The following is a 23,403-nucleotide window of genomic DNA, read 5'->3' on the forward strand; positions in this document are numbered from 1 at the left end:
CCATTCACAGGTGCAGGTAAGTCTCGCGCAGGGCAGGTGTGGCTGCCAACTCCGCGCTTGTCCCGGACCAGACCGTGCGGCCTTTTTCGACCACCACATGCCGGTCCGCCAGCCGCATCGCCGCGGCCAGGTTCTTGTCGATGAGGAGGATCGCCTCGCCCTCGGATTTCAGTCGCGCCAGCACGGCCCAGATCTCGGCCCGGATCAGCGGCGCCAGCCCCTCCGTCGCCTCATCGAGCAGGAGCAGGCGCGGATTGGTCATCAGCGCCCGGCCGATCGCCAGCATCTGCTGCTCCCCGCCCGAAAGCTGAGAGCCCATATTGCGCCGCCGCTCCTCCAGCCGGGGGAAGAGCTGCCAGATGGCCGGCAGCGTCCAGCGCGGCGCACCATGCCGGCTGGCCGCTGTCGCGGTCAGGTTCTCCTCGACCGAGAGGGTCGGGAAGACCTGCCGCCCCTCCGGCACCAGGCCGAGGCCGAGCTGCCCGATCCTGTGCGGCGGCAGGCCGGCAAGGGCGGTGCCGGCGAATTCCATCCGCCCGCCCAGCACCCGCCCGCCGAGCCCCGGCAGCAGCCCCATGATGGCGCGCACCGTCGTCGTCTTGCCCATGCCGTTGCGGCCGAGCAGGGTCACCACCTCCCCGGCGCCGATCGCCAGCGAGATGTCCTGCAGCACCTGGCTCTGGCCATAGCCGGCGGCGAGGTTCTCGACCCGCAGCATCATGCCACCTCGTCCTCGCCGAGATAGGCAGCGCGCACCGCCGGGTCGGCGCGGATCGCATCCGGCGTATCGGTGGCGATGACCTTCCCGTAGACGAGGACGGAGATGCGGTGGGCCAGGGCGAAGACCGCCTGCATGTCGTGCTCCACCAGCAGGATGGTGTAGCTCCGCTTCAGCCCGCGCAGAATGCCGATCAGCCGCTCCGTCTCCTCCGGCCCGGCGCCGGCCAGCGGCTCGTCCAGCAGCAGCAGCCGCGGCTGCATGGCGAGGGCGATGGCGAGCTCCAGCTGCCGCTTCTCCCCATGCGACAGCGCGCCAGCCAGTGCCGCCGCGCGCGCGCCGAGCCCGACCGCATCGAGCGCCGCCATCGCCTCCTCGTTCAGTGCCCGCTCATCGGCCGCGGCGCGAAGGAAGCGGAAGGAGGAGCCGCTGCGCGCCTGCACCGCCAGCGCCGCATTCTCCAGCACGGAGAAGCCGGGCAGCACGCAGGTGATCTGGAAGCTTCGCGCCAGGCCGAGCCGCGCCCGTCGGGCGAGGCCCATCCCCGTCACCTCCTGCCCGGCGAAGCGGATGCTGCCCGCATCCGGCCGCAGCGTGCCGGAGAGCTGGTGGATCAGCGTCGTCTTGCCCGCCCCGTTCGGGCCGATGACGGCATGGATGCCGCCCGGCGCCACGGCGAAGGAGACATCGTCGGTCACCGTCAGCGCGCCGAAGCGCTTGCGCAGCCCCTGGACTTCAAGGATCGACTCAGCCACGGCGCAGCAGCCCCACCAGACCGCCGCGCAGGAACAGCACGGACAGCACCAGCAGCGGCCCGAAGATCAGCCGCCAATGCTGGGTCAGGTGGCCCAGCCACTCCTCCAGCAGCACGAAGGCCAGCGCCCCCAGCACCGCCCCCTGTAGGGAGCCGAGCCCACCCAGGATCACCATGAAGAGCAGGTCGCCCGACCGCTGCCAGGCGAGATAGGAGGGTGCGACGAATTCCGCCGCATTGGCCAGCAGCACCCCCGCCAGCCCCGCCACCGCCCCAGCGATGCCATAGGCCAGCAGCCGGTAGGGATAGGGCGAGAAGCCCACCGCCTGCACCCGGACCGGATTCTCCGCCGCCGCCCGCAGTACCCGCCCGAACCGCGAGTCCAGCAGCACCCGCCCGCCGAGCAGCGAGAGCGCCAGCAGGCCGAGGCAGAGATAATGGAAGACCAGCCGGTCCTCGAGCCAGCGATGCCCCAGCACCGTGGTCCGGCCATAGAGGGTATAGCCGTCATCCCCGCCATAGGCGGCGAGGGAGGCCGTGGTGAAGAAGGCCATCTGCCCGAAGGCCAAGGTGATCATGATGAAGTGCACGCCGCTGGTGCGGATCGCGACCGCCCCGGTCGCCAGCGCAAACAGCCCGGCCGCCATCATCGCCACGGGCACCACCACCGCGGCCTCGGTGATGCGGGCATCGTCCAGCACCACCACCGCATAGGCGCCGATGCCGAGCATGGCCGCATGGCCGAGGCTGATCAGCCCAGCCCCGCCGACCAGCAGCCAGAGGCTGACCGCCGCCATCGCCAGGATCATCGCACGGGCCAGCAGGGTCAGCACATAGCCCTCGCCGAAGCCGAGGAAGGGCGCGGCGGCCAGCGCCGCCAGCACCAGCAGCGCCGCCCGCATCAGCCCCGCACCGGGAACAGCCCGCGCGGCCGCACCGCGAGGATCAGCGCCATGGCGATATAGACCAGCATGGAGCCGATCGCCGCCCCCGCCTGCCGCGCCGGGGAGGCGGCCATGACCAGCCGCAGCAGATCCGGCAGCAGGCTCCGTCCCAGCGTCTCGATCAGCCCGACCAGAAGGGCTGCCAGGAAGGCGCCGCGCACGCTGCCGATCCCGCCGATGACGATGACGACGAAGGCGAGGATCAGCACCGAATCCCCCATCCCCGGATCGACCGAGAGAACGGGCGCCGCCATCACCCCGGCGAAGCCCGCCAGCATCGCCCCGAAGCCGAAGACCAGCATGAAAAGGCGCCGGATATCGACGCCGAGCGCCGCCACCATCGCCGCATTGCTCGCCCCGGCGCGGACCAGCGCGCCGACCCGCGTCCGCTCCACCAGCAGCCAGAGCAGCGCCGCCGTCAGCAGCCCCGCCGCCAGGATCGCCAGCCGGTAGATCGGGTATTGCAGCCCTGGCATCAGCGCGATCCCACCCTCCAGCAGGGCGGGGACCGGCATCTGCAGCGGCGCCGAGCCCCAGATGGCGCGGACCGCCTGGTTGAGGAACAGGATCACCCCGAAGGTCGCCAGCACCTGGCTTAGGTGGTCGCGGTCATAGAGGTGGCGGAAGACCAGCCATTCCAGCAGCAGGCCGAGCGCGAGCGCCGCCGGCAGCGCCAGCAGCAGCGCCAGCCAGAAGCTGCCGGTCATGGCGGCGAGGCTCGCGCCGAGATAGGCGCCCAGCATGTACTGCACGCCATGCGCCAGGTTGATGAAATCCATCACCCCGAAGACCAGCGTGAGCCCCGCCGCGACCAGGAAGAGCAGCACGCCGAATTGCAGGCCGTTCAGCGCCTGCACCAGCAACAGGCCGAGGCTCATGCCCCTGGCTCAGCGCATGCGGCACTCGGCGGCATAGGGGTCGGTGTCGTTCTCCAGCACCTTCCGCACCGTCTCGGTCTGGAACTTGCCGTCCGCCCGCTTCGCCACCTTGCAGAGCCAGAAATCCTGCACCGGGTAGTGGTTGGCGCCGAATTTGAAGTTGCCGCGGACGGAGCGGAAATCCGCCGCCCGCACCGCCGCCCGCAGCGCATCCTTATCGGCGATCTTGCCGCCCACGCGCCGCACCGCGCTGTCGAGCAGCATCGCCGCGTCGTAGCTCTGCGCCGCATAGCTGGCGGGGACGTAGTTGTAGGCTGCCTCGAAGTCGCGGACGAAGCGCAGGTTCTGCGGGTTGTCCATGTTCGGCGCCCAGGTGGCGGCGGCGTAGAAGCCGACCGCGGCATCGCCCTGCGCCGGCAGCGTCGCCTCATCCACCGTGAAGGTCGAGAGGAATTCGATATTGCCGAGCCCCGCCTGGCGGTACTGCCGCACCAGGTTCACCCCGAGCCCGCCGGGCATGAAGGTGAAGAGCGCATCCGGCTTCGCCGCCGCGATCTTGGCCAGCTCGGCCGAGAAATCGAGCTGGTTCAGCGGGACATAGACCTCGTCCACCACCTCGCCCTTGAAGCGGGACTTGAAGCCGGCCACCGCGTCGCGCCCGGCCTGGTAGTTCGGTGTGAGGACGAAGACGCGCTTGTGCCCGGCATCCTGCGCCGCCTGGCCCATCACGCTATGGACCTGGTCGTTGTTGTAGGAGGTGGTGAAGAAATTCGGGTTGCAGCCACGCCCGGCGAAGGTCGAGGGCCCGGCATTGGTCGAGATCAGCAGCGTGCCGGATTCCGTCACCGGCCGGATGATCGCGGCCAGGATGTTCGAGAAGACGACGCCGGCGACGACATCCACCTTGTCGCGCTCCAGCGCGGCGCGAACCTTGGTGACGGCGACCTCGGGCCGCAGCTCGTCATCGATCTGGACCACCTCGGCCGGCAGCCCGCCGAGCTTGCCGTCCAGGTGCTTCAGGCCGAGCAGGAAGCCGTCGCGGAGATGCGTCCCGAGCGATGCGGCCGGTCCGGTCTGCACCGCGACCAGCCCGATCTTGATGCCTGGCGATGCACCTGCCCCTTGGGCCCGCGCCCAAACCGCCGGCATCGCCAAGCCCGCCGCGAGGCCCAGCGTGCCCCGCCTGCCGATGGTCACCATCCCCCGATCTCCCATTCCCGGCGGCTGCGCCGATTTGCTTTAAGCCTCAACCATATCGGCGCCGCGCTCAAGCAGCTTTGCCCCGCTATCTACCCTTTTCCAAGCGGTCTTTCCGCTCCCGCCGCCTCTCCCCGCGGCGGATGACGTTCCGATGACGTGGCATAAATCGTTCCTCCGCTCAGTCTCCGCAATGAACGAATCGGTCCGGGACCTGTTGAAGCAGCAGTCGAGGCAATACTTCACGCGGGAAACCCAACAAGTGGCGATGGACAACGAGAGAGACTCATCCGTCGTTACTGAAACGGTTCCCGTGCTGGAGGAACGTCTCAGCCTGCACCGGCGGGAGGTGGAGGCCGGGCGCGTGCGGGTTGCGATCCGCACCGAGTCCGAGCCCCAGCAGTTGCATGCGCAGCTCCGCTCGGAAGCCATGGCGATCGAGCGCGTGGCTATCGGCCGCGAGCTCGCTGCCGGCGAGACCCCGCCGGCACCGCGTGAGGAGGAGGACGGCAAGGTCCTCGTCATCCCGGTGCTGGAGGAGGTCCTCGTCGTCGAGAAGCGGCTGGTGCTGCGGGAGGAGATCCGTCTCCGCCGCACCACCACGACCGAGGAGGTCACCGAGACGGTGACCCTGCGGCGCCAGCACGCCGATATCGAACGGCTTCCGCCCGAGCGGCACGACCCCGCCTGATACCCAAACCGAAGGAAACACCCATGGCTCACCAGACCATTACCGCCGTCTTCGATTCCGTCGCCGAAGCCGATGCCGTCTCGCGCGATCTCGCCACCCAGATCGGCGGCGTCCGCGCTGCGATCTACACCTCCTCCTCCGAGGCGTCGGAGCTGAGCCGGCTCGGCATCACCGGCCCCGATCGCAGCGTGCTCGACGAGGCGATGCGCCGCGGCGGCGTCGTGCTCTCGGCCACCGTGCCGGAGGCGCAGTTCCACGAGGCGGCCGATCTGATCGAGGCCAAGGGCGCCGTCGATCTCGACCAGCGCGAAGCCGAATGGCGCAGCAGCGGCTGGAGCGAGGGCAACGTGGCCGCCCATGGCGACACCGCCACGACCGCCACCGCCCCGGCGACGCCGGCCCAGGCGACGGGCACTACCGCTGGCACCACCGCCACCGGCATGGGCGCCATGAGCACGGGCAGCATGGGCACGAGCGGCACCGCCCGTAGCACCGGCACCGCCAATACCCTCGCCACGGGCGCCGAGGAGCGCATCCCGGTGGTCGAGGAGCGGCTCAGCATCGGCAAGCGCGAGACGGCGCATGGCCGCGTCCGCATCCGCTCCTACGTTGTCGAGACGCCGGTGCAGGAGCAGGTGACGCTGCACCAGGAGCATGTGCAGGTCGAGCGCCGCCCGGTGGACCGCCCGGTGGAAGCCGGCGCCGACGCCTTCCGTGAGCGCACCATCGAGGCGACCGAGACCGCCGAGGAGGCCGTGGTCGCCAAGGAGGCGCGGGTGACGGAGGAGGTGGTCATCCGCAAGACCGCCGACGACCAGACCCGCACGGTGCAAGACAAGGTTCGTCGCACCGAGGTGGAGGTCGAGGATGACCGCCAGGCCGGCGCCACCAGCCGGACCACCGGCACCACGGGCGTCAACCCGACGCGGGACCGCTAAAGCTCCTGCGCTATCCGGGCAGCGCGCGCGACCAGCGCGCTGCCCGGATCCGTGAGCGGCGCCAGGACGGTGAAGTGATTCAGCCCCGGCAGCGCTTCCCAGCTGCCGCCCCAGGCGGTGGCGAAGTCGCGGCTCTGGCGGATGAACTCGCTGCTCTCGGCCCCGCCCACCACGGCATGCAGCCGCGCCCCCGCGGGCGGCGGCAGCGATGCCGGTGAGAGCGCGGCGGCCTCCTCCGCCTCCAGCCGCAGCCCGGCGCCGATCGTCGTTGGCAGCAGCGGCAGCAACTCGAACACGCCTGAGATCGGCAGCCCCGCCGGCACCAGCCCGGCCGGCAGGCCGCGCGCCGCCCAGTCGGTCGCCATCAGCATCGCCGTCAGATGCCCGCCCGCCGAATGCCCGGTGGCCAGCACCCGCCGCGCCCCGCGCCGGTGCAGCAGCCCCACCGCCTTGCGCATCTGCTCGACGATCCGCGCCAGCGTCACGGCGGGGCAGAGATCGTAGGAGGGCACCGCGACCGCCACGCCCTGCGCCAGCAGCCCGCGGGCGCAATGGCTGAAGAAGCTTCGGTCCAGCGCCTGCCAGTAGCCGCCATGGATAAAGAGGGCTGTGGGCCAGTCCGTTCCCGGCCCGGGGCGGAACAGGTCCAGCCGCTCCCGCTCGCCTGGCCCATAGGGAAGGCCAAGCTCCGCCTCGGCCCAGCCCTCCCGGAAGGCCGCCGCGTCGCGGGCCCAGCCGGCGATGATGGCGGGATTCTCGGGCACCCGGGCCCGGTTGTCGTATTCGGCCTGCGCGTCCATGGGCCCATCGCACAGGATCGTGCCCCTCCTGTCCATGCCCCCTGGCCCGGGCGATGATGGGGCCATGCGCATCTATCTCGCCGGGCCCGAGGTCTTCCTCGCCGATTCCGCTGCCATTGCCGATGCCAAGCGCGCCATCTGCGCCGCCCATGGCGCCATCGGGGTCTTCCCGACCGAGGAAGGCGCTGGCCCGCCGCCAGGGGAAGCCCCCGAATGGCTCCGCATCTACCTGGCGAATGAGGCGCATATCCGCGGCTGCGACACGCTGATCGCCAACCTCACCCCCTTCCGCGGCCCCTCGGCCGATCCTGGCACGGTTTATGAGCTGGGCTTCATGCGGGCGCTCGGCCGGCCGGTGCATGGCTATATGAACACCGCCGCCCGCTTCGGCAGCCGGACGCTGGCGGCGCTCGGCACCGGCATCCGCCGCCGCGCCGATGGCGCCTGGGAGGATAGGGAGGGCATGGCGGTCGAGGATTTCGACCTGCATGACAACCTGATGATCGAGGGCGGCATCCGTGCCTCGGGCGGCTCCTTCGAGACTGAGGCGGTGCCGGAGGCGGCGCGGTGGACCGACCTCGCCGCCTTCACCCGCTGCGTGCGGGCTTGCCTCGGCGGAGGCGGCAGCTCTATAAGAATATAGTCACAGGGCACATTGCGCCCGCCCGCTGGGGGCGGCGGGGGTTTTGTCCGAAAACAACCGCGACGGCGTTAACCGAAGCGGCGGGGCCGCAGCCCGGCCTGGAACCAGCAGATCATCGAATAGATGTCATAGACCGGCAGGCCGAGCGCCGCCTGCAGGGCTGCCGCATAGGGCGGCATATTGGTGCATTCGAGGACGATGGCCCCGACCGCCGGATGCGCCGTGACCAGCGCCCGCCCGGCCTCGATGATGTCGGCCTCGGCGAGGGCGGTATCGAGATCCTGCTTCTCGGCCCGGATCAGCACGCGGAAGAATTCCCGGCCATCCTCGGTTCCGGCGATCGGCGTGTCCGCCGGCACGCCCGCCGCCGCCAGATGCGCCGGCGTCAGCGACGCCTTGCTGACGGTGACGATGCCGACCCGCTGGCCGGGCGGCAGCATGGCCTGCACCCAGGGCACCTGCATGAGGGAGGAGGTGGCGACCGGCACCCCGACCGCCGCCGCCAGCTCCGCCTGGAACAGGGAGAGGAAGCCGCAATTGGTGGTGATGGCCTCGGCGCCGAGATCGACCAACTCCTGCGCCGCGGCGATGAAGTCGGGCAGCAGCCCGGGCGCGCCCTGCAGCACCACCCGCTCCGGCGTCGCCCCGCGCACTACGCGGAACAGCACCGGGAAGGGCCAGGTCTCGCCATTGCCCATATCGCCGGGAATGCGCGGAAAGCGCGCTTCGAGCATCAGAATGCCGAGCGGCGCGCCATAGATGGACTTTCCGCCGCGCGCGATGCGTCCGGCCGTTGCGATGGCACTGGTCATGCAAGGAGCCTATCGCACACCATGCCGTGCCGAAAAAGGAGAGCCGGGATGCTCCGTTGGATAGTCGCCGCCCTGCTGGCCGCCGGGCCGGCCCTCGCCCAGGACCAATGGCCAAGCCGCCCCATTACCATCCTCGGCGGCTTCCCGAATGGCGCCGGGACCGACATCTATGCCCGCAAGCTGGCGGAGCCGCTGAGCCGCGCCCTCGGCCAGCCGGTGGTGGTGGACAACCGTAGCGGCGCCGGCGGCAATATCGCGTCCGATGCCGTGGCCAAGGCGCGGCCAGATGGCACCCTCTTCCTGCTCGGCACGGCCGGGACGCATGCCATCAATGCCGGGCTCTACCGCAACCTGCCCTTCGACCCGCTGCGGGACGTGACCCATATCCTCCTGCTGGGCGATGTGCCGAACGTGCTGCTGGTGAACCCGGAACGGCGGCCGCAATACCGCAGCTGCGCCGATGTGATGGCGGCCGCCCGGGCCCGGCCCGGGGCGCTCAACTATTCCTCGACCGGCAACGGCGCCTCGACCCATCTGGCGGGCGCGCAGTTCGCGGCGGTCACGGGGCTGCAGCTGACCCATGTGCCCTATCGCGGGCAGCCGGGCGCCATGTCGGCGCTGCTGGCAGGGGATGTGGACCTGTTCTTCAACCAGACCGGGCCCTCCATCGGGCCGGTGCAGCAGGGCCAGGTCCGGGCGCTGGGCACCACCACGCTGAAGCCGGTCCAGGCGCTGCCCGGCGTGCCCACCCTGGCCGAGGCCTGCAACCTGCCGGGCTTCGAGGTCAGCACTTGGTATGGCCTCTTCGCCCCGCCCGGCCTGCCGCCCGCCATCCAGGCGCGCATGAACCAGGAGATCGCCCGCATTATCGGCGCCCCGGATTTCCGCCAATGGCTGGTCGAGAGCCAGGGTATCACCCCGCCGGAGGACACGACGCCGGAGGGCTTCCGCCGCATCCATGAGCAGGACATCGCCCGCTGGGGCGAGATCATCCGCAAGTCCGGCGCAAGCGTCGACTGACCGACCGCCGCTGAACAACGATTGACGATCGTAGGACGGTTTGCGGGCCGATCCGACGGCGTGTAACCTCGGTGGCATGTCCTACCTTGCCCCGTTCGCGGCGCCGGTCCCGCTCACCACGCGCGCCCTGCAGGCGCTGCGGCGCGACATCCTAACCACCCGTCTCGCCCCCGGCGAGACGCTCTCCGAGGCGACGAGCGCGGAGCGGCTCGGCTTCGGCAAGGCGCCGATCCGCGCCGCCCTGGCGCGGCTGGGCGAGGAGGGGCTGGTGCAGCCGGTGCCACGCCGCGGCTGGGTTGTGTCCCTGGTCACGATCCGGGACATTCATGAGGTCTTTGACCTGCGCCTAGTGCTGGAGCCGGAGGCGGCCCGCCGCGCCGCAGCCAACCCGGCGGCGCGGGCCGATGCTGCGGCGCTGGCGCGGCTGGATGCCGTCTGCGCCGCCGGCTACCGGCCGGAGGATGCCGAGACCGCGCTCGGCTTCCTCGACGCCAATCGCGCATTCCACGTCGCCGTGGCGGAGCTTTCGGGCAATGCGCGACTGGCCCGACAGATCGGGCGGCTGCTGGATGAGAGCACGCGGATGCTCGTGCTCGGTCTCCGCCGGCGCGACCGCACCGGCGAGATGGCGCATGAGCACCGCGCCTTGATCACGGCCCTGGCCCGGGGCGAGGGCGAGGCGGCCGCCGAGTTGATGCGCGAGCAGGTGGGAGCCAGCCGCGCCATGGTGCTGGCGGCGCTGACCGCACCGGATGCCACCATTTCCGTCTAGTCACGGCTTGGTGTGAATTAAGTATACGATGTCACGGAAGGGCGATGCCGGCCGGCCCTAGGCTGCCTGCGCAAGCGGGAGCAGTGGGCAGATGGCAGATTTCGTGATCGTGGTGGTGGCGCTCGCCGCCGTCGCGGCCGGGGATGCCGTCCCCAGCCGGCTGCCCACTCTGGGCTTCAAGCTTTATCCAGGCCTCGATGCCTGCGAGGAGGCCGCAACCCGCAACGAGCCAAGCCCTGGCACACGGCTGGTATGTCTGCCTGTCGAGACGATGGGCCCGCTCCTCGACGCGCATTAGCTGCTGGCGGGGATCATCTCCGCCGGTTCGGTCGGGAGCTGGTCCTCCAGCACCCGCCACAGGCCGCCGATCAGGATCTCGCTCGGCCGGAAGCGGCTTTTGTAGGACATCTTCCGGCTCTCCGGCACCCAATAGCCGAGATAGACATAGGGCAGGCCGAGCGCCTGAGCGCGAGCCACCAGCCAGAGGATCGCCCAGCTGCCGAGCGAGCGGCGAACCGCATCCGGCTCATAGAAGGAATAGACCGCCGAGAGCCCGTCGGAGAGCCAGTCGGTCAGGCAGGCGCCGACCAGCCGGTCCTTGGCGTCGCGGAACTCCACCATGCCGGTGGTGATCGGCGTGTCCTCGACCATGGCGCGGTAGTCGTAGAAGCCCATCGCCGCCATGTCGCCCTCGCCATGCCGGGCCTGCTGGTAGCGCTGGAACAGGGCGAATTGCTCGGCCGTGGCACGGGCCGGCATTTCGAAGCCGGCGATATCGGCATTGAAGCGCTGCAGCTTCCGCTGCGCCCGGTTCGGCTCGAACTGGCCGGCGATGATGCGGATCGGGATGCAGGCATTGCAGCCGGGGCAGACCGGCGAATAGGCGATGTTGTGGCTGCGCCGGAAGCCGGCGCGGGAGAGGCGGTCATGCAGCGCCTCCGCCTCCGGCCCCGTCAGCTCGGTGACGATCTTCCTCTCCGTCCGTCCCGCCAGGTAAGGGCAGGGCAGGGGCGCGGTGGTGTAGAAGAATTGCGGACGGCGGTTCGGGCGGTGCAGCATCGCTGCCGTCAGTGTCGGCGCGCGAAGCGCCGGAATCAACTGCCTGCACGCCTAAAAGAGCAGGCCGGTCCGCACGGGTAACGGAGCCGGGGTCCGTTGGACGAGGCCGGTCGGGTCGGTCCGGCTGGTCTTTCCCGCCCCTGGTGCGTCAGGCGGCTTGCCAATGCAACCAGCATCGGCGGCGCCACCTTCCAGCCAGGGGCGAAAAATCCCTCGCCGGCCCTCAGCCTCCGGCCTCGTCCAACGGGCCTTGGGGCATGAGCTGGATCGCCGGGGCGCCCTCCGCCATGGAACGCCCCAGCGCGACCATGCCGCCATCCCGCCAGATCGGCAGCAGATCGCCCCAATGCAGCGAGAGGGGATGGCCCGACTGGCCGGTGGCGATGATGGCGAAGGTCGCATCCGGATCGGCGAGGTCGGCAACGAGCCGCAGCCCGGCGCCATGCACATGCTCCCAGGCCTCGGGCCCCGTGCCGCCGCGCAGCCCGCCGCGGGAGACGGTCCATTCATCGCCGCCCGTCACCGCCTCCAGCCGCGCCGCGGCGCCGAGGCCGGGGATGGCGCGCAGCACCGGATGCTCGAAGCGGGCCACATGCCGGTTGCCCCAGCGCCAAGCGGCCGGGTCCGGGCCCTCGCTGCCCTGCAGCTCCGCCACCGCCTCGGCCAGGGCCCGGGCGGCGAGCGCCCGGCAATCGCCCTCGCACCAGGCGGCGCCGGCATTGTCGGGGGCGAGGACGCGGCGGAGGAAGGCGGAATGGGCGCCGATCGTCCCCTCCGGCACGCCGCCGGCGCGCAGCGCACGCTGCCCGACCCGGCGCAGCCAGGTGTGGAAGATCAGCGGCTGCGGCCGGTCCGCCGCGACATCGCCATCCCAGGCGAGCAGCAGCGCCTGGGCGGTGCCGGCGGCGCCCTCGGCAGGCGGCAGGCCGCGCAGCAGCGAATCGGGGCCGGTCAGCACGCGGGCGAGGAGCGAGACGGTATCCCGCTGCATGGCGACGAAATCGCCGGCCTCATGCCGCTCCCGCGCGGCCAGCATCTGGCCGATGCGGCGGAAGCGCCAATCCTCGATCCAATCGCGGCCGAGGAAGACCGGCCCACCGGGCGGTGCCACCCGGTTGTTGGCATTGGCGAGGATGCCGCCGGGCGGATCGACCCGATGGGGGAGGGAGTCGAAGGGCACCCAGCCGGTCCAGTCCGCCGCCCCGTCCCAGCCGGGGACGGGCAAGGTGCCGTCGCCCGAGCGCCGCACGGGGGTGCGACCGGTGAGCAGCAGGCCGATATGCCCCGCCGCATCGGCCGTCATGAGGTTCTGCGAGGGGCTGGTGATGAGCGCCGCGGCGCCGCGGGCTTCCTCGACCGAGCCGGCGCGATTCAGCGCATGCAGCCCGGCCGCGGCGGTATCCGCCGGCGCCAGATTGGCCATGGCGACGGCGAGCACGGTGCCCTCGGCGGCGGGCATGCCTTCGAGATCCGAGAGAACGGGCCCATGCCGCGTCTCCCGCACCCGGAGGATCTCGGTCTCCCCGCCGCGCACCGCGATCCGCTCCTCGATTACGGTGAAGGGGCGGGGGCCGTCGGGCGTCTCATAGGCGTCCGGGCCGGCCAGGCGCTCGACGAAGACGTCCTGGGTATCGGATTGGGTGGTGGTGAAGCCCCAGGCGAGCCGGGCATTGCGGCCGATGACCAGGAAGGGGACGCCGGGCGAGGTGGCGCCGGCCAGCATCCGCCCGTCCTCCAGGTCGATCCGCGCCAGATACCAGAGGATCGGCGCCTGGAAGCCGAGATGCGGATCGGAGGCGAGCAGCGGCGCGCCGGAGGCCGAGCGGGCGCCGGCGACCGTCCAGGCATTGCTGGCCGAGCCGGGCAGGGTGAAAGGGGCGGGGAAGGCGGGCAGGGCGGCCGCCAGCCGGCCGAGCGCCGCCGGATCGAGCGCCGCCTGGGGCTGGTCCGGCCTCCCGGCGCTGGTCTCCTCCGGCCAGAGGTCGCGCAGCCTTTCGGGAGGCAGGAGGGCGGCGAGCCGGGCATGCAGCAGCTCCTCCCGCCAATTGCCTGAAAGCCAGAGGCCCATGACCTTGCCCCAGAGCAGGCTGTCTTCCGGCCGCCAGGGCTCGGGCGCGCCGAGGGCGAGGAATTCCGGGGCGGCGCGGCGGCCGCGCTCGGCGATCCAGGCATTCACCCCGGCTGCATAGGCCTCCAGCACCGCCCGGGTCTCGGGTGGCTGGGCATCGAGATCGGCCCGGGCGCGGCGGGCCAGGCCGAGGGTGCGGGTGAAGCGGTCGAGCCGCAGAGCGGAGGCGCCGACCAGCTCGGACAGCCGCCCGGCGGCGCCGCGCCGCATCAGCTCCATCTGGAACATCCGGTCGCGGGCATGCAGCCAGCCCAGCGCCATGGCGGCATCCCGCTCGTCCCGGGCGGCGATGCGGGGGATGCCGCGGCCGTCGAAGCCGATCGCCACCGGGGCGCCGAGGCCGGCGAGGCGGACGCTGCCCTGGCTGGGGGGCAGGGTCCAGGCGAGCAGGGCGGTGATGCCGAGGGCCGCGAGCAGCACCAGGGCCAGGACGCCGAAGCCCAGGCGGCGCAGCCAGCGGGTCCAGCGGGAACGGGTGACGACCATACCGTCCTGTATCGACTAAGGCGCGATGGCCGTCGATCCCGCTCGGGCAGCCTTGGAAAGCGGGCAGGGCTGCGCTAAACGCCCCAATCCGGCGTCGTCCTGGCTTGTCTCCGGCCTTGGGCGGGCGTGGTGGAATTGGCAGACACGCCGGATTTAGGTTCCGGTGGCGCAAGCCTTGGGGGTTCAAATCCCTCCGCCCGCACCATCGGCGCCGCTTTAGGGTTCTTGGGAAGAAAGTGACGACAATGCAGGTGACCGAGGTCGCGAATGACGGGCTGAAGCGGGCCTATACGGTATCGGTCCCGGCGGCCGATATCGCGGCCGAGCGCACGCGGCGGCTGAACGAGCTGGGCCGTGAGCTGCGCATCCCCGGTTTCCGCCCCGGCAAGATCCCGGCCAGCGTGGTGAAGCAGCGCTACGGCCAGGCCGTGATGAGCGAGGTGCTGGAGCAGTCGGTCAACAAGGCCACCCAGCAGGTGGTGACCGATCGCGGCCTCCGCCCCGCCCTGCAGCCGAAGATCGAGCTGGTGAATTTCGCCGATGGCGCCGATCTGGAGTTCAAGGTCGAGCTGGAGCTGCTGCCCGAGATCCCGATGCCGGACTTCGCCGGGATCGAGGTGGAGCGGCTGAAGGCCGAGCCCTCGGACGAGCAGGTCGAGAAGACCATCTCGACCATCGCCGCCCGCAACCGCAATCTCGAGGACATCACCGAGGAGCGGGGCGCGGAGAAGGGCGAGGTCGCGGTCTGCGACTTCACCGGCACGCTGGAGGGGGACGCCGAGCCCTTCCCCGGCGGGACCGCGACCGAGATGCCGATCGAGGTGGGCGGCGCCGGCTTCATCCCCGGCTTCACCGAGCAGCTGGAAGGCATCAAGGCCGGCGAGACCCGGACCATCCAGGTCTCCTTCCCCGAGGAATACGGGGCGAAGGAGCTGGCGGGGAAGGCGGCTTCCTTCAGCGTGACCTGCAAGGCGCTGAAGAAGCCGGTTGATCCGGCGATCGATGACGAGCTGGCCAAGACCATGGGCTTCGAGGATCTGGAGAAGCTGAAGGAGGCGGTCCGCAGCTCGCTCCAGCAGGAATACGACAATCTCAGCCGGCTCAAGGTGAAGCGGTCGCTGCTGGACGGGCTGGCCGAGCGGGCCAGCTTCCCGGTGCCGGAGGGGATGGTCGAGGCCGAATTCGCCCAGATCTGGCAGCGGATCGAATCCGATCTGAAGGCCGGCCGGCTGGACGAGGACGACAAGGGCAAGGATGAGGAGACGCTGAAGACGGAATACCGCGGCATCGCGGAACGCCGCATCCGGCTCGGCCTGCTCCTGTCCGAAATCGGCCGGACCAACAACATCTCCGTCAGCGGCGATGAGCTGTCCCGGGCGATGCGGCAGGAAGCCGCCCGCTATCCGGGCCAGGAGCAGCAGGTGATGGAGTTCTTCCGCAAGAATCCGCAGGCGGCAGAGAACCTCCGTTCCCCCATCTTCGAGGAGAAGGTGGTGGACTTCATGCTGGAGCTGGCCAAGGTGAATGAAAGAAATGTGGCACCGGAGGAGCTTTCGGCCGCCGCCGCGGCCTGAATCCGGGCTATAGTGGGGCAATACGGATCGGGGCCGGGCCGGACCCCCGCCATTCGGCGGGGCCTTCCGGCGCCGATCGCGTTGCACCACATTAAGGGACCCGGGCTTATGCTGGCCCGGACGACCCTGTCTGAGAGGCACCCACCATGCGGGACCGTGATCCTGTCGAGGTTTACAACAACACCCTTGTCCCGATGGTCGTGGAACAATCCGCCCGCGGCGAGCGCGCCTGGGACATCTATTCGCGCCTCCTGAAGGAGCGGATCATCTTCCTGACCGGTCCCGTCTTCGACCAGGTCTCCTCCTCGATCTGCGCTCAGCTCCTCTTCCTCGAGAGCGAGAATCCGAACAAGGACATCGCCTTCTACATCAACAGCCCGGGCGGCGTGGTCTCGGCCGGCCTCGCGATGTATGACACCATGCAGTATATCCGTTCGCCCGTGAGCACGGTCTGCATCGGCCAGGCGGCCTCCATGGGTTCGCTGCTGCTGACCGCCGGCGAGAAGGGCAAGCGTTTCGCCCTGCCGAATGCCCGGGTCATGGTCCACCAGCCTTCCGGCGGCGCCCAGGGCCAAGCGACGGATATCGAGATCCAGGCGCGCGAGATCCTGAAACTGCGGCAGCGGCTGAACGAGATCTATGTGAAGCATACCGGCCAGCCGATCGAGGCGATCGAGCGGAAGCTGGAGCGCGACACCTATATGTCCGCCGAGGAGGCCCGCGATTTCGGCCTGGTGGACCAGGTGGTCGAGACCCGGCCCGCCGCCCCCGGCGCCGGGCCCGAGGGTGCCAAGACCTGATCTTGGGACCCAGGCGGGCAGTGGCCGGCCGGCTTGCGCCGGCCGCTGTGACCGGTGAATGCTTTTCCCCCGATGACAGGGGGGCTACAGTACCAAGCAAGGCCCCCTTCCCGGCCCGTGGGGGGCGTGGCCTGCCGGCGCGCCGAAGCCCCGGACGGCCTTTTCAGGCGGAGTGCCCATGAGCAAGTCCGGCGACTCGAAGAATACCCTTTACTGTTCGTTCTGCGGCAAGTCGCAGCACGAGGTCCGCAAGCTTATCGCCGGGCCCACCGTTTTCATCTGCGACGAATGCGTCGAACTCTGCATGGATATCATCCGTGAGGAGCACAAGACGCATCTGGTGAAGTCGCGTGACGGGGTGCCGACGCCGAAGGAGATCTGCAAGGTCCTCGATGACTACGTCATCGGGCAGGACCATGCGAAGAAGGTCCTCTCGGTCGCGGTGCACAACCACTACAAGCGACTGGCCCACGGCGCTAAGAACAGCGATGTCGAGATCGCCAAGTCGAACATCCTGCTGCTCGGCCCGACCGGTTCCGGCAAGACGCTGCTGGCCCAGACCCTGGCCCGGATCCTCGACGTCCCCTTCACCATGGCGGATGCGACGACCCTGACCGAGGCCGGCTATGTCGGCGAGGATGTCGAGAACATCATCCTCAAGCTGCTCCAGGCCGCCGACTACAATGTCGAGCGGGCGCAGCGCGGCATCGTCTATATCGACGAGGTCGACAAGATCAGCCGCAAGTCGGACAACCCCTCCATCACCCGGGACGTTTCGGGCGAGGGCGTCCAGCAGGCGCTGCTGAAGATCATGGAGGGCACGGTCGCCTCCGTTCCGCCCCAGGGTGGCCGGAAGCATCCGCAGCAGGAATTCCTCCAGGTCGATACCGCGAACATCCTCTTCATCTGCGGCGGCGCCTTTGCGGGCCTTGAGCGGATCATCGGAGCGCGGGGCAAGGGCTCGGGGATCGGCTTCGGCGCCGAGGTACGCAGCCAGGACGACCGCCGCGCCGGCGCCGTGCTGCGCGAGGTGGAGCCCGAGGATCTGCTGAAATTCGGCTTGATCCCAGAGTTCATCGGCCGCCTGCCGGTGATCGCCACGCTCGAGGATCTCGATGAGAAGGCGTTGATCGAGATTCTGACCAAGCCGAAGAATGCCATCGTCAAGCAGTACCAGCGGCTGTTCGAGATGGAGGGGACCAAGCTCACCTTCACCGAGGACGCGCTGCGTTCGGTCGCCACCCGCGCCATCCAGCGCAAGACCGGCGCCCGTGGCCTGCGCTCGATCATGGAGCAGATCCTGCTCAGCACCATGTTCGACCTGCCCGGCCTCGACGATGTGGATGAGGTGGTGGTGAACCGGGAAGTGGCTGAAAGCCGTGCCACCCCGCTCTTCATCTATGGCGAGCGCGCAGCCGAGCAGAGCTCGGCCTGAGCCCGGGACGTGGCCGGAGGGGCGGGGGGAACCCGCCATCCGGCCGGGCGGGCTTGCGGGGGGGCATCCGGTCGCCCATCTGCATGACATCCCCGTGGCACCGCGAGTCACGCCGCCAACCGGCCCCAGGCCGGGGGTGGCTCGCGGGCCGACTGTCCATCAGTGAGGTCCAATATGGCGGATAAGACCCCAGAACTCCTCCGCGGCGAATTGCTGCCTGTCCTGCCTCTGCGGGATATCGTGGTGTTCCCGCATATGATCGTGCCGCTCTTCGTCGGCCGCGAGAAATCCGTCCGCGCGCTGGAAGCAGTGATGCGCGAGGACAAGCAGATCCTCCTCGTCGCGCAGAAGAACGCCGCGCAGGACGACCCCGCCGCCGAGGATCTCTTCACGGTCGGTACGGTCTCCACGGTGCTGCAGCTCCTCAAGCTGCCGGACGGCACGGTGAAGGTGCTGGTCGAGGGTGGCCGGCGTGCGCAGATCACCGGCTTCAAGGAAACCAAGACCCATTTCGAGGCCTATGCGGCTCCGCTCGCAGACGCCCCGGCCGATCCGCCGGAGACCGAGGCGCTCGCGCGCACCGTGGTCGGGCAGTTCGAGCAGTATATCAAGCTCAACAAGAAGATCGCGCCCGAGGTTCTGGTCTCGATCAACCAGATCGACGACCCGGCGAAGCTCGCCGATACCGTCGCCAGCCATCTCTCGCTGAAGATTCCGGAGAAGCAGGAACTGCTCGAGACCGCCGGTACATCCGCGCGGCTGGAGCGGGTCTTTGCCCATATGGAATCCGAGATCGGCGTCCTGCAGGTGGAGAAGCGCATCCGGAACCGCGTCAAGCGGCAGATGGAGAAGACGCAGCGCGAGTACTATCTGAACGAGCAGCTGAAGGCGATCCAGAAGGAGCTGGGTGAGGGCGAGGACGGCAAGGACGAGGTTGCCGAGCTCGAGGCCCGCATCAAGGCCACCGCCTTCACCAAGGAAGCACGCGAGAAGGCGATGGCGGAGCTGAAAAAGCTCCGCACCATGTCGGCGATGAGCGCCGAGGCGACGGTGGTACGCAACTACCTCGACTGGATGCTCTCGATCCCCTGGAAGAAGAAGTCCCGGGTGCGGCGCGACATCGTCGCGGCGGAGAAGGTGCTCGATGCCGACCACTACGGGCTCGAGAAGGTGAAGGAGCGGATCATCGAATATCTGGCGGTGCAGTCGCGCTCGCCGAAGATTCGTGGCCCGATCCTCTGCCTCGTCGGCCCGCCCGGCGTCGGCAAGACTTCGCTCGGCAAGTCGATCGCCAAGGCTACCGGCCGGAACTTCGTGCGCATGTCGCTCGGCGGCGTGCGGGACGAGGCCGAGGTGCGCGGACACCGGCGGACCTATATCGGCTCCATGCCGGGCAAGGTCATCCAGGGCATGAAGAAGGCGAAGACTTCCAACCCGCTCTTCCTGCTCGACGAGATCGACAAGCTCGGCGCCGACTGGCGCGGCGACCCGTCCTCGGCGCTGCTCGAGGTGCTGGACCCGGAGCAGAATTCGACCTTCGCCGACCATTACCTGGAGGTCGATTACGACCTGTCGGATGTGATGTTCGTGACGACCGCCAACAGCCTGCGCATGCCGCAGCCGCTGATGGACCGCATGGAGATCATCCGCATCCCCGGCTACACCGAGGATGAGAAGGTCGAGATCGCCCGCCGCCACCTGATCCCGAAGCAGTCCGAGGCCAATGGGCTGAAGGCGGGCGAGTGGTCTGTCTCCGAGGAGGCGCTGCGCGACCTGGTGCGCTACTACACGCGCGAAGCCGGCGTGCGGAACCTCGAGCGCGAGGTGGGTGGTCTGGCCCGCAAGGCGGTGAAGGAGATCGTCTCGAAGAAGGCGAAGAAGGTCGCCATCACCGCGAAGAATCTCGAGAAATTCGCCGGCGTGCGGAAGTTCCGCTACGGCGAGGCCGAGGCCGAGGACATGGTGGGCGTCGTCACCGGTCTCGCCTGGACCGAGGTGGGCGGCGAGATCCTGACGATCGAGTCGGTCACCGTGCCGGGCAAGGGCAAGGTGCAGACGACCGGCAAGCTCGGCGACGTGATGCAGGAAAGCGTCTCGGCGGCCATGTCCTATGTGCGCTCCCGCGCGCCCAGCTTCGGCCTGAAGCCGACGCTGTTCGAGCGGCGCGACATCCATGTCCATGTGCCGGAGGGTGCGACCCCGAAGGATGGGCCGAGCGCCGGCATCGCCATGGCGACCAGCATCGTCTCCGTCCTCACCGGCATTCCTGTCCGCAAGGATGTGGCGATGACGGGCGAGATCACGCTGCGCGGCCGCGTGCTGCCGATCGGCGGGTTGAAGGAGAAGCTGCTGGCGGCGCTGCGGGCCGGCATCACCCATGTCTTCATCCCGAAGGACAATGAGAAGGACCTCGCCGATATCCCGGACAATGTGAAGAAGGGCCTGACCATCAAGGCCGTCTCGCATGTGGATGAGGTCATCTCGACCGCCCTGGTGCGGAAGCCCGAGGCCATCTCCTGGGAGGAGCCGGCCGAGCCGCCGCCGCGTGGTGCGGAGAGCGATGGCAGCGTTCCGGCGCTGCCTCACTAAGGATATGCGTTGCGCGGGGCGGCGATGCCGGCCCCGCGCGCCATCCCTGCCACGGTGGGGGAAAAGCCGCGGAGTGCCGCGGTTCTTCGGCCACCGATCGATTGACGCCCCAAAATCCCGCCCCCTACAGTCCGGCCGAGTTACGGCCTGGAATCATCCTGGCCCGCGGACCGATCTGCTCACCAAGGGGGGCCAGCACATGAACAAGCAGGATCTCATCTCCATCGTGGCCGAGGCGGGCGACCTGCCCAAAGCCAAGGCCGGAGATGTCGTCGATGCCGTGTTCGATGCGATCACCAAGTCCCTGACGAAAGAGACCGATGTGCGGCTGGTCGGCTTCGGGACCTTCTCCGTCTCCAAGCGCAAGGCCGGCAAGGGCCGCAACCCGCGCACCGGCGAGGAAATCACGATCCCGGCGACTGCCACGGTGCGGTTCAAGGCCGGGAAGGGTTTGAAGGACGCGCTGAACTGAATCAGCCGTCCCGGGGGCGCTTAGCTCAGCGGTAGAGCGCCTGTCTTACACACAGGTGGTCGGCGGTTCGATCCCGTCAGCGCCCATTCCGCTTTGCTTTCTTGCAACCTTCGCATGGTGTATCCTTACGCCGCCTGTCCGGTACACACGGACGCATCAGGGCGGAGGCGATGTTGCAGACCAGACTTGTGCAATTCGGCGTATTGGCCCTGGCGGCGATGACGCTCGGCGGCTGCGTTCAGCAGGGCACGGCGAGCGGGCCGGTCACCGGCGCCGCGGGCGGCGGGGCCAGCGTCGGGGCAGCCGGCAATCTCCAGCGCTGCGCCGAGCCGCTCGGCACCGTCGCAATCGATGATGGCCGCGACCAGAGCTGGTGGGGTCCGTTCACCGCCCGGACCCAGATCACCACTATCGAGCCGATGGTGCGGCTTGTGGTGCAGCAATCCAACTGCTTCGTCATTACCGCCATGGGCAATAACCGGCTGGAAGGCCGGATGCGCGGCATGATCGGCGATATGCGGAACAGCGGCGAATTCCGCGCCGGGTCCAACATGCAGCGCGGTCAGCGCGTCGCCGCCGACCTCTTCATCGAACCGGCGATCCTTTTCTCCAACCAGGATTTGGGTGGCATCGGCGGCGGTGTCGGTGGCTGGGGCGGCATGGCGCTCGGCCTGGCCGGCGCGGCGATGTCCCAATCGGCCACCGCCGTGACCCTCTCGGTCTTCGACATGCGGAGCGGCGTGCAGGTCGCGGCCTCCGAAGGCTCCGCCACCGCGACGAATTTCGGCGCGGCGCTGGCGGGGATCGGCGTCGGCGGCGCCGGCGCGCTCGGCGGCTATCAGCGCACCCCGGCGGGGCAGGCGACGGTCGCTGCCTTCGTCGATGCCTACAACAAGCTGGTCGTCGCGGTGCGGAATTACCGGGCGCAGGATGTGCGCGGGGGGCTCGGGGCCGGTGGCGGCGCGCTGCGCTCCCGCTAGGGCGGGACTCGCCGTCGCGCTGCTGCTGCTGCTGGCCGGCTGCCAGCCGCGGATGGTGGGCGGCAGCGGCTTCGGCCGCGCGGTGCAGGTCTGCGACTCCGACGGCTGCCGGGTGCAGCCGCGCGAGGCGCAGACCCTGGTCATTGGCGAGGACGAGCGGCTGCGGCGCCAAGCCGATCCCGACCTCTATCGCGGCGAATCGGTGGCGGAGCTGCGCGGCGCCGCGGCGGCCGGCGATGCCGGAGCGGCCTATCGCCTCGGCCAGGCCTATGAATACGGCGCTGGTGGCCTGCCGCGCAGCGCCGGGCAGGCGGCGCGGCAATATGAGGTCGCGGCCGCGGCCGGCATGCCCTTCGCCATGTTCCGCCTCGGCCGGCTGGCCGAGCAGGGCGCGGCGCCCGGGGGCCGGGCGCGGGCGATCGAGCTCTATGCCGCGGCGGCCAATGGCGGGGTCGCCCAAGCGGCGCATAATCTCGGCTATCTCTACCTCCAGGGCCGTGGCCTGCCGCGCGACATGGCGGAGGCGGCGCGCTGGTCGACCCTCGCCGCCGAGAAGGGCGTGCCGGAGAGTCAGTACAACCTCGCCCTGATGTACTTCCGCGGCGAGGGTGTGTCGCGGCAGCCCTATGAGGCGCTGCAATGGATGCGCCGCGCCGCGCAGAACGGCTATCTGCCGGCGCAGAAGGCCGTGGGGCGCCTCTACATGACCGGGCTCGAGGAGATGGGCCAGGACCTGCAGGAGGCGCGCAGCTGGCTCTCCCTGGCGGCCAGTCGTGGCGATGCCGAATCGCGGCGGTGGCTGCAACAAATCGAGCAGGCGGAACGGGCGGAGCGCGCCTACCAGCAGCAGCTGACCATGCAGGCGGCGCAGACCCAGGCGCTCTGGGCGCAGGCGGCGCTCGCCGCCGCGCTGGCACCGCCGCCGGTGACGGTGGTGATATACTGACCGAAGGCTGTTGACACGGGAGGCCGCGGGCAATACACCCCGGCTCCTGTCGCAAGCGGGTGTAGCTCAGTTGGTTAGAGCGCCGGCCTGTCACGCCGGAGGTCGCGGGTTCGAGCCCCGTCACTCGCGCCATGCGACACTGCAACAAGCGGCGCCATTCCCCCGTGGAATGGCGCCGCTGCTGCATTCGGGCCCTTTTCGTTCTGCGCCTAAGTCGCCACATCGATGGGGCGGAAGCGCGTTTCCCCCTATGGCGGAGTGGGCGGGCCGGGGCTAATGTCCGGCCGCGCTGCGCTGCGGCAACGGTCGGAACGAGGCCCGTGAGTGACCTCAGGATGACGGCCCAGGCGCCTCTGTGGGCGGAGCAAACATGACCCAGCCGCTGCTGGCCGACTATTTCCCGATCCTCGTCTTCCTCGTCATCGCCGGTGGCATCGCCGCGGCGATGGTGGGCGGCAGCCTGCTCGTGGCCCGGCAGAAGCCGAACCCCGAGAAGCTCTCCGCCTATGAATGCGGCTTCGAGCCGTTCGACGACACGCGGCGGCGCTTCGACGTGCGCTTCTACCTGGTTGCGATCCTGTTCATCATCTTCGACCTGGAAGTGGCCTTCCTCTTCCCCTGGGCCGTGTCGCTGGGCGGGATCGGCTGGTTCGGCTTCCTCTCGATGGTCGCCTTCCTCGGCGTCCTGACGGTCGGCTTCGTCTACGAATGGCGCAAGGGCGCCCTGGACTGGGAGTGACGGCACGCCGTCGCCACCGGAGACCCGC

23 protein-coding genes and 3 tRNA genes are annotated in these 23,403 nt (G+C 69.6%); 17 read left to right on the forward strand and 9 right to left on the reverse strand.

The window, feature by feature from the left end:
• Positions 1-4: 4 nt before the first annotated feature.
• From JMJ55_RS07480 to JMJ55_RS07500, 5 genes are read right to left on the reverse strand one after another with little or no spacing between them, the layout of a single operon-like run.
• Positions 5-721, reverse strand: coding sequence for an ABC transporter ATP-binding protein (locus JMJ55_RS07480; RefSeq protein WP_456237068.1), 717 nt, complete (start codon positions 719-721; stop codon positions 5-7).
• Entirely contained in the window at positions 718-1,473 is a 756-nt protein-coding gene (locus JMJ55_RS07485) for an ABC transporter ATP-binding protein (protein WP_202824879.1), read from the reverse strand. The genes JMJ55_RS07480 and JMJ55_RS07485 overlap by 4 nt, the downstream gene beginning before the upstream one ends.
• On the reverse strand, positions 1,466-2,374 hold the full coding sequence (locus JMJ55_RS07490) for a branched-chain amino acid ABC transporter permease (RefSeq protein ID WP_202824880.1): 909 nt from the start codon (positions 2,372-2,374) through the stop codon (positions 1,466-1,468). Before JMJ55_RS07490 ends, JMJ55_RS07485 begins: the two co-directional genes overlap by 8 nt.
• Positions 2,374-3,294: a branched-chain amino acid ABC transporter permease gene (locus JMJ55_RS07495; RefSeq protein WP_202824881.1), complete on the reverse strand. Its 921-nt coding sequence runs from the start codon at positions 3,292-3,294 to the stop codon at positions 2,374-2,376. Before JMJ55_RS07495 ends, JMJ55_RS07490 begins: the two co-directional genes overlap by 1 nt.
• Before the next feature lie 9 nt (positions 3,295-3,303).
• The gene (locus JMJ55_RS07500; RefSeq protein WP_202824882.1) at positions 3,304-4,494 is read right to left on the reverse strand and encodes an ABC transporter substrate-binding protein; all 1,191 of its coding nucleotides are present in this window, start codon (positions 4,492-4,494) and stop codon (positions 3,304-3,306) included.
• A 310-nt stretch (positions 4,495-4,804) separates the two neighbouring features.
• Here JMJ55_RS07500 and JMJ55_RS07505 point away from each other — a divergent pair, with 310 nt between their 5' ends.
• Complete coding sequence (locus tag JMJ55_RS07505) at positions 4,805-5,182, forward strand: YsnF/AvaK domain-containing protein (protein WP_202824883.1); 378 nt, start codon at positions 4,805-4,807, stop codon at positions 5,180-5,182.
• Between the two features lie 23 nt (positions 5,183-5,205).
• Positions 5,206-6,120 (forward strand): YsnF/AvaK domain-containing protein, encoded by a 915-nt coding sequence (locus JMJ55_RS07510; protein WP_202824884.1) that lies wholly within the window; start codon positions 5,206-5,208, stop codon positions 6,118-6,120.
• Here the strand turns inward: JMJ55_RS07510 and JMJ55_RS07515 are convergent.
• Positions 6,117-6,920 (reverse strand): alpha/beta hydrolase, encoded by an 804-nt coding sequence (locus JMJ55_RS07515; protein WP_202824885.1) that lies wholly within the window; start codon positions 6,918-6,920, stop codon positions 6,117-6,119. The genes JMJ55_RS07510 and JMJ55_RS07515 overlap by 4 nt on opposite strands.
• Positions 6,921-6,984: 64 nt before the next feature.
• Between JMJ55_RS07515 and JMJ55_RS07520 the strand changes: the two genes are divergently transcribed.
• Entirely contained in the window at positions 6,985-7,563 is a 579-nt protein-coding gene (locus JMJ55_RS07520) for a nucleoside 2-deoxyribosyltransferase (protein ID WP_202824886.1), read from the forward strand.
• Between the two features lie 68 nt (positions 7,564-7,631).
• Here JMJ55_RS07520 and JMJ55_RS07525 read toward each other — a convergent pair whose 3' ends face one another.
• Positions 7,632-8,375: an aspartate/glutamate racemase family protein gene (locus JMJ55_RS07525; RefSeq protein ID WP_202824887.1), complete on the reverse strand. Its 744-nt coding sequence runs from the start codon at positions 8,373-8,375 to the stop codon at positions 7,632-7,634.
• A 48-nt stretch (positions 8,376-8,423) separates the two neighbouring features.
• Here JMJ55_RS07525 and JMJ55_RS07530 point away from each other — a divergent pair, with 48 nt between their 5' ends.
• From JMJ55_RS07530 to JMJ55_RS07540, 3 genes are all read left to right on the forward strand, one after another.
• The gene (locus JMJ55_RS07530; RefSeq protein ID WP_202824888.1) at positions 8,424-9,395 is read left to right on the forward strand and encodes a Bug family tripartite tricarboxylate transporter substrate binding protein; all 972 of its coding nucleotides are present in this window, start codon (positions 8,424-8,426) and stop codon (positions 9,393-9,395) included.
• Between the two features lie 76 nt (positions 9,396-9,471).
• A complete protein-coding gene (locus tag JMJ55_RS07535) occupies positions 9,472-10,167 on the forward strand; it encodes a GntR family transcriptional regulator (RefSeq protein ID WP_202824889.1) in 696 nt (231 codons plus the stop codon).
• 91 nt (positions 10,168-10,258) lie between these two features.
• Positions 10,259-10,465 carry a hypothetical protein gene (locus JMJ55_RS07540; protein WP_202824890.1) on the forward strand — a complete coding sequence of 69 codons (207 nt, stop codon included), beginning with the start codon at positions 10,259-10,261 and terminating at the stop codon, positions 10,463-10,465.
• On the opposite strand, the gene JMJ55_RS07545 is transcribed toward JMJ55_RS07540, so the two are convergent.
• The gene (locus JMJ55_RS07545; protein WP_202824891.1) at positions 10,462-11,226 is read right to left on the reverse strand and encodes an arginyltransferase; all 765 of its coding nucleotides are present in this window, start codon (positions 11,224-11,226) and stop codon (positions 10,462-10,464) included. The two genes, JMJ55_RS07540 and JMJ55_RS07545, sit on opposite strands and share 4 nt — an antisense overlap.
• Positions 11,227-11,449: 223 nt before the next feature.
• Positions 11,450-13,840: a penicillin acylase family protein gene (locus JMJ55_RS07550; RefSeq protein ID WP_202824892.1), complete on the reverse strand. Its 2,391-nt coding sequence runs from the start codon at positions 13,838-13,840 to the stop codon at positions 11,450-11,452.
• Positions 13,841-13,960: 120 nt separating this feature from the next.
• On the opposite strand from JMJ55_RS07550, the gene JMJ55_RS07555 reads away from it, so the two are divergent.
• The 11 genes from JMJ55_RS07555 to JMJ55_RS07605 all read left to right on the forward strand — a co-directional run bounded on the left by JMJ55_RS07555 (position 13,961) and on the right by JMJ55_RS07605 (position 23,375).
• Positions 13,961-14,045, forward strand: a tRNA-Leu gene (locus JMJ55_RS07555).
• Between the two features lie 40 nt (positions 14,046-14,085).
• On the forward strand, positions 14,086-15,414 hold the full coding sequence (gene tig, locus JMJ55_RS07560; protein ID WP_202824893.1) for a trigger factor: 1,329 nt from the start codon (positions 14,086-14,088) through the stop codon (positions 15,412-15,414).
• Positions 15,415-15,560: 146 nt separating this feature from the next.
• A complete protein-coding gene (gene clpP / locus JMJ55_RS07565) occupies positions 15,561-16,214 on the forward strand; it encodes an ATP-dependent Clp endopeptidase proteolytic subunit ClpP (protein WP_202824894.1) in 654 nt (217 codons plus the stop codon).
• A 178-nt stretch (positions 16,215-16,392) separates the two neighbouring features.
• On the forward strand, positions 16,393-17,649 hold the full coding sequence (gene clpX / locus JMJ55_RS07570; RefSeq protein WP_202824895.1) for an ATP-dependent Clp protease ATP-binding subunit ClpX: 1,257 nt from the start codon (positions 16,393-16,395) through the stop codon (positions 17,647-17,649).
• A gap of 174 nt (positions 17,650-17,823) precedes the next feature.
• A complete protein-coding gene (lon, locus tag JMJ55_RS07575) occupies positions 17,824-20,238 on the forward strand; it encodes an endopeptidase La (RefSeq protein ID WP_202824896.1) in 2,415 nt (804 codons plus the stop codon).
• 199 nt (positions 20,239-20,437) lie between these two features.
• Positions 20,438-20,710: an HU family DNA-binding protein gene (locus JMJ55_RS07580; RefSeq protein WP_202824897.1), complete on the forward strand. Its 273-nt coding sequence runs from the start codon at positions 20,438-20,440 to the stop codon at positions 20,708-20,710.
• Between the two features lie 14 nt (positions 20,711-20,724).
• Positions 20,725-20,796 (forward strand) — tRNA-Val (locus JMJ55_RS07585).
• 84 nt (positions 20,797-20,880) lie between these two features.
• Positions 20,881-21,690 carry a hypothetical protein gene (locus JMJ55_RS07590; protein WP_202824898.1) on the forward strand — a complete coding sequence of 270 codons (810 nt, stop codon included), beginning with the start codon at positions 20,881-20,883 and terminating at the stop codon, positions 21,688-21,690.
• Positions 21,665-22,636: a tetratricopeptide repeat protein gene (locus tag JMJ55_RS31895; protein WP_202824899.1), complete on the forward strand. Its 972-nt coding sequence runs from the start codon at positions 21,665-21,667 to the stop codon at positions 22,634-22,636. The genes JMJ55_RS07590 and JMJ55_RS31895 overlap by 26 nt, the downstream gene beginning before the upstream one ends.
• A gap of 55 nt (positions 22,637-22,691) precedes the next feature.
• Positions 22,692-22,768: transfer RNA gene (locus JMJ55_RS07600), tRNA-Asp, on the forward strand.
• Between the two features lie 238 nt (positions 22,769-23,006).
• The gene (locus tag JMJ55_RS07605; protein ID WP_202824900.1) at positions 23,007-23,375 is read left to right on the forward strand and encodes an NADH-quinone oxidoreductase subunit A; all 369 of its coding nucleotides are present in this window, start codon (positions 23,007-23,009) and stop codon (positions 23,373-23,375) included.
• The last annotated feature ends 28 nt before the right edge of the window (positions 23,376-23,403 follow it).

The organism is Belnapia mucosa (assembly GCF_016775475.1).
GTDB lineage: Bacteria > Pseudomonadota > Alphaproteobacteria > Acetobacterales > Acetobacteraceae > Belnapia > Belnapia mucosa.

Excerpts from the sequence above, each read along its gene's own strand:
- JMJ55_RS07580 (WP_202824897.1), top strand. The coding sequence starts at position 20,438 with ATGAACAAGCAGGATCTCATCTCCATCGTGGCCGAGGCGGGCGACCTG.
- JMJ55_RS07480 (WP_456237068.1), bottom strand. The coding sequence starts at position 721 with ATGATGCTGCGGGTCGAGAACCTCGCCGCCGGCTATGGCCAGAGCCAG.
- tig (WP_202824893.1), top strand. The coding sequence starts at position 14,086 with ATGCAGGTGACCGAGGTCGCGAATGACGGGCTGAAGCGGGCCTATACG.
- JMJ55_RS07490 (WP_202824880.1), bottom strand. The coding sequence starts at position 2,374 with ATGCGGGCGGCGCTGCTGGTGCTGGCGGCGCTGGCCGCCGCGCCCTTC.
- JMJ55_RS07590 (WP_202824898.1), top strand. The coding sequence starts at position 20,881 with ATGTTGCAGACCAGACTTGTGCAATTCGGCGTATTGGCCCTGGCGGCG.
- JMJ55_RS07540 (WP_202824890.1), top strand. The coding sequence starts at position 10,259 with ATGGCAGATTTCGTGATCGTGGTGGTGGCGCTCGCCGCCGTCGCGGCC.
- JMJ55_RS07525 (WP_202824887.1), bottom strand. The coding sequence starts at position 8,375 with ATGACCAGTGCCATCGCAACGGCCGGACGCATCGCGCGCGGCGGAAAG.
- JMJ55_RS07550 (WP_202824892.1), bottom strand. The coding sequence starts at position 13,840 with ATGGTCGTCACCCGTTCCCGCTGGACCCGCTGGCTGCGCCGCCTGGGC.
- JMJ55_RS07520 (WP_202824886.1), top strand. The coding sequence starts at position 6,985 with ATGCGCATCTATCTCGCCGGGCCCGAGGTCTTCCTCGCCGATTCCGCT.
- JMJ55_RS07515 (WP_202824885.1), bottom strand. The coding sequence starts at position 6,920 with ATGGACGCGCAGGCCGAATACGACAACCGGGCCCGGGTGCCCGAGAAT.
- lon (WP_202824896.1), top strand. The coding sequence starts at position 17,824 with ATGGCGGATAAGACCCCAGAACTCCTCCGCGGCGAATTGCTGCCTGTC.
- JMJ55_RS07510 (WP_202824884.1), top strand. The coding sequence starts at position 5,206 with ATGGCTCACCAGACCATTACCGCCGTCTTCGATTCCGTCGCCGAAGCC.
- JMJ55_RS07545 (WP_202824891.1), bottom strand. The coding sequence starts at position 11,226 with ATGCTGCACCGCCCGAACCGCCGTCCGCAATTCTTCTACACCACCGCG.
- JMJ55_RS07535 (WP_202824889.1), top strand. The coding sequence starts at position 9,472 with ATGTCCTACCTTGCCCCGTTCGCGGCGCCGGTCCCGCTCACCACGCGC.
- JMJ55_RS07530 (WP_202824888.1), top strand. The coding sequence starts at position 8,424 with ATGCTCCGTTGGATAGTCGCCGCCCTGCTGGCCGCCGGGCCGGCCCTC.
- JMJ55_RS07495 (WP_202824881.1), bottom strand. The coding sequence starts at position 3,294 with ATGAGCCTCGGCCTGTTGCTGGTGCAGGCGCTGAACGGCCTGCAATTC.
- clpX (WP_202824895.1), top strand. The coding sequence starts at position 16,393 with ATGAGCAAGTCCGGCGACTCGAAGAATACCCTTTACTGTTCGTTCTGC.
- JMJ55_RS07605 (WP_202824900.1), top strand. The coding sequence starts at position 23,007 with ATGACCCAGCCGCTGCTGGCCGACTATTTCCCGATCCTCGTCTTCCTC.
- clpP (WP_202824894.1), top strand. The coding sequence starts at position 15,561 with ATGCGGGACCGTGATCCTGTCGAGGTTTACAACAACACCCTTGTCCCG.
- JMJ55_RS07500 (WP_202824882.1), bottom strand. The coding sequence starts at position 4,494 with ATGGTGACCATCGGCAGGCGGGGCACGCTGGGCCTCGCGGCGGGCTTG.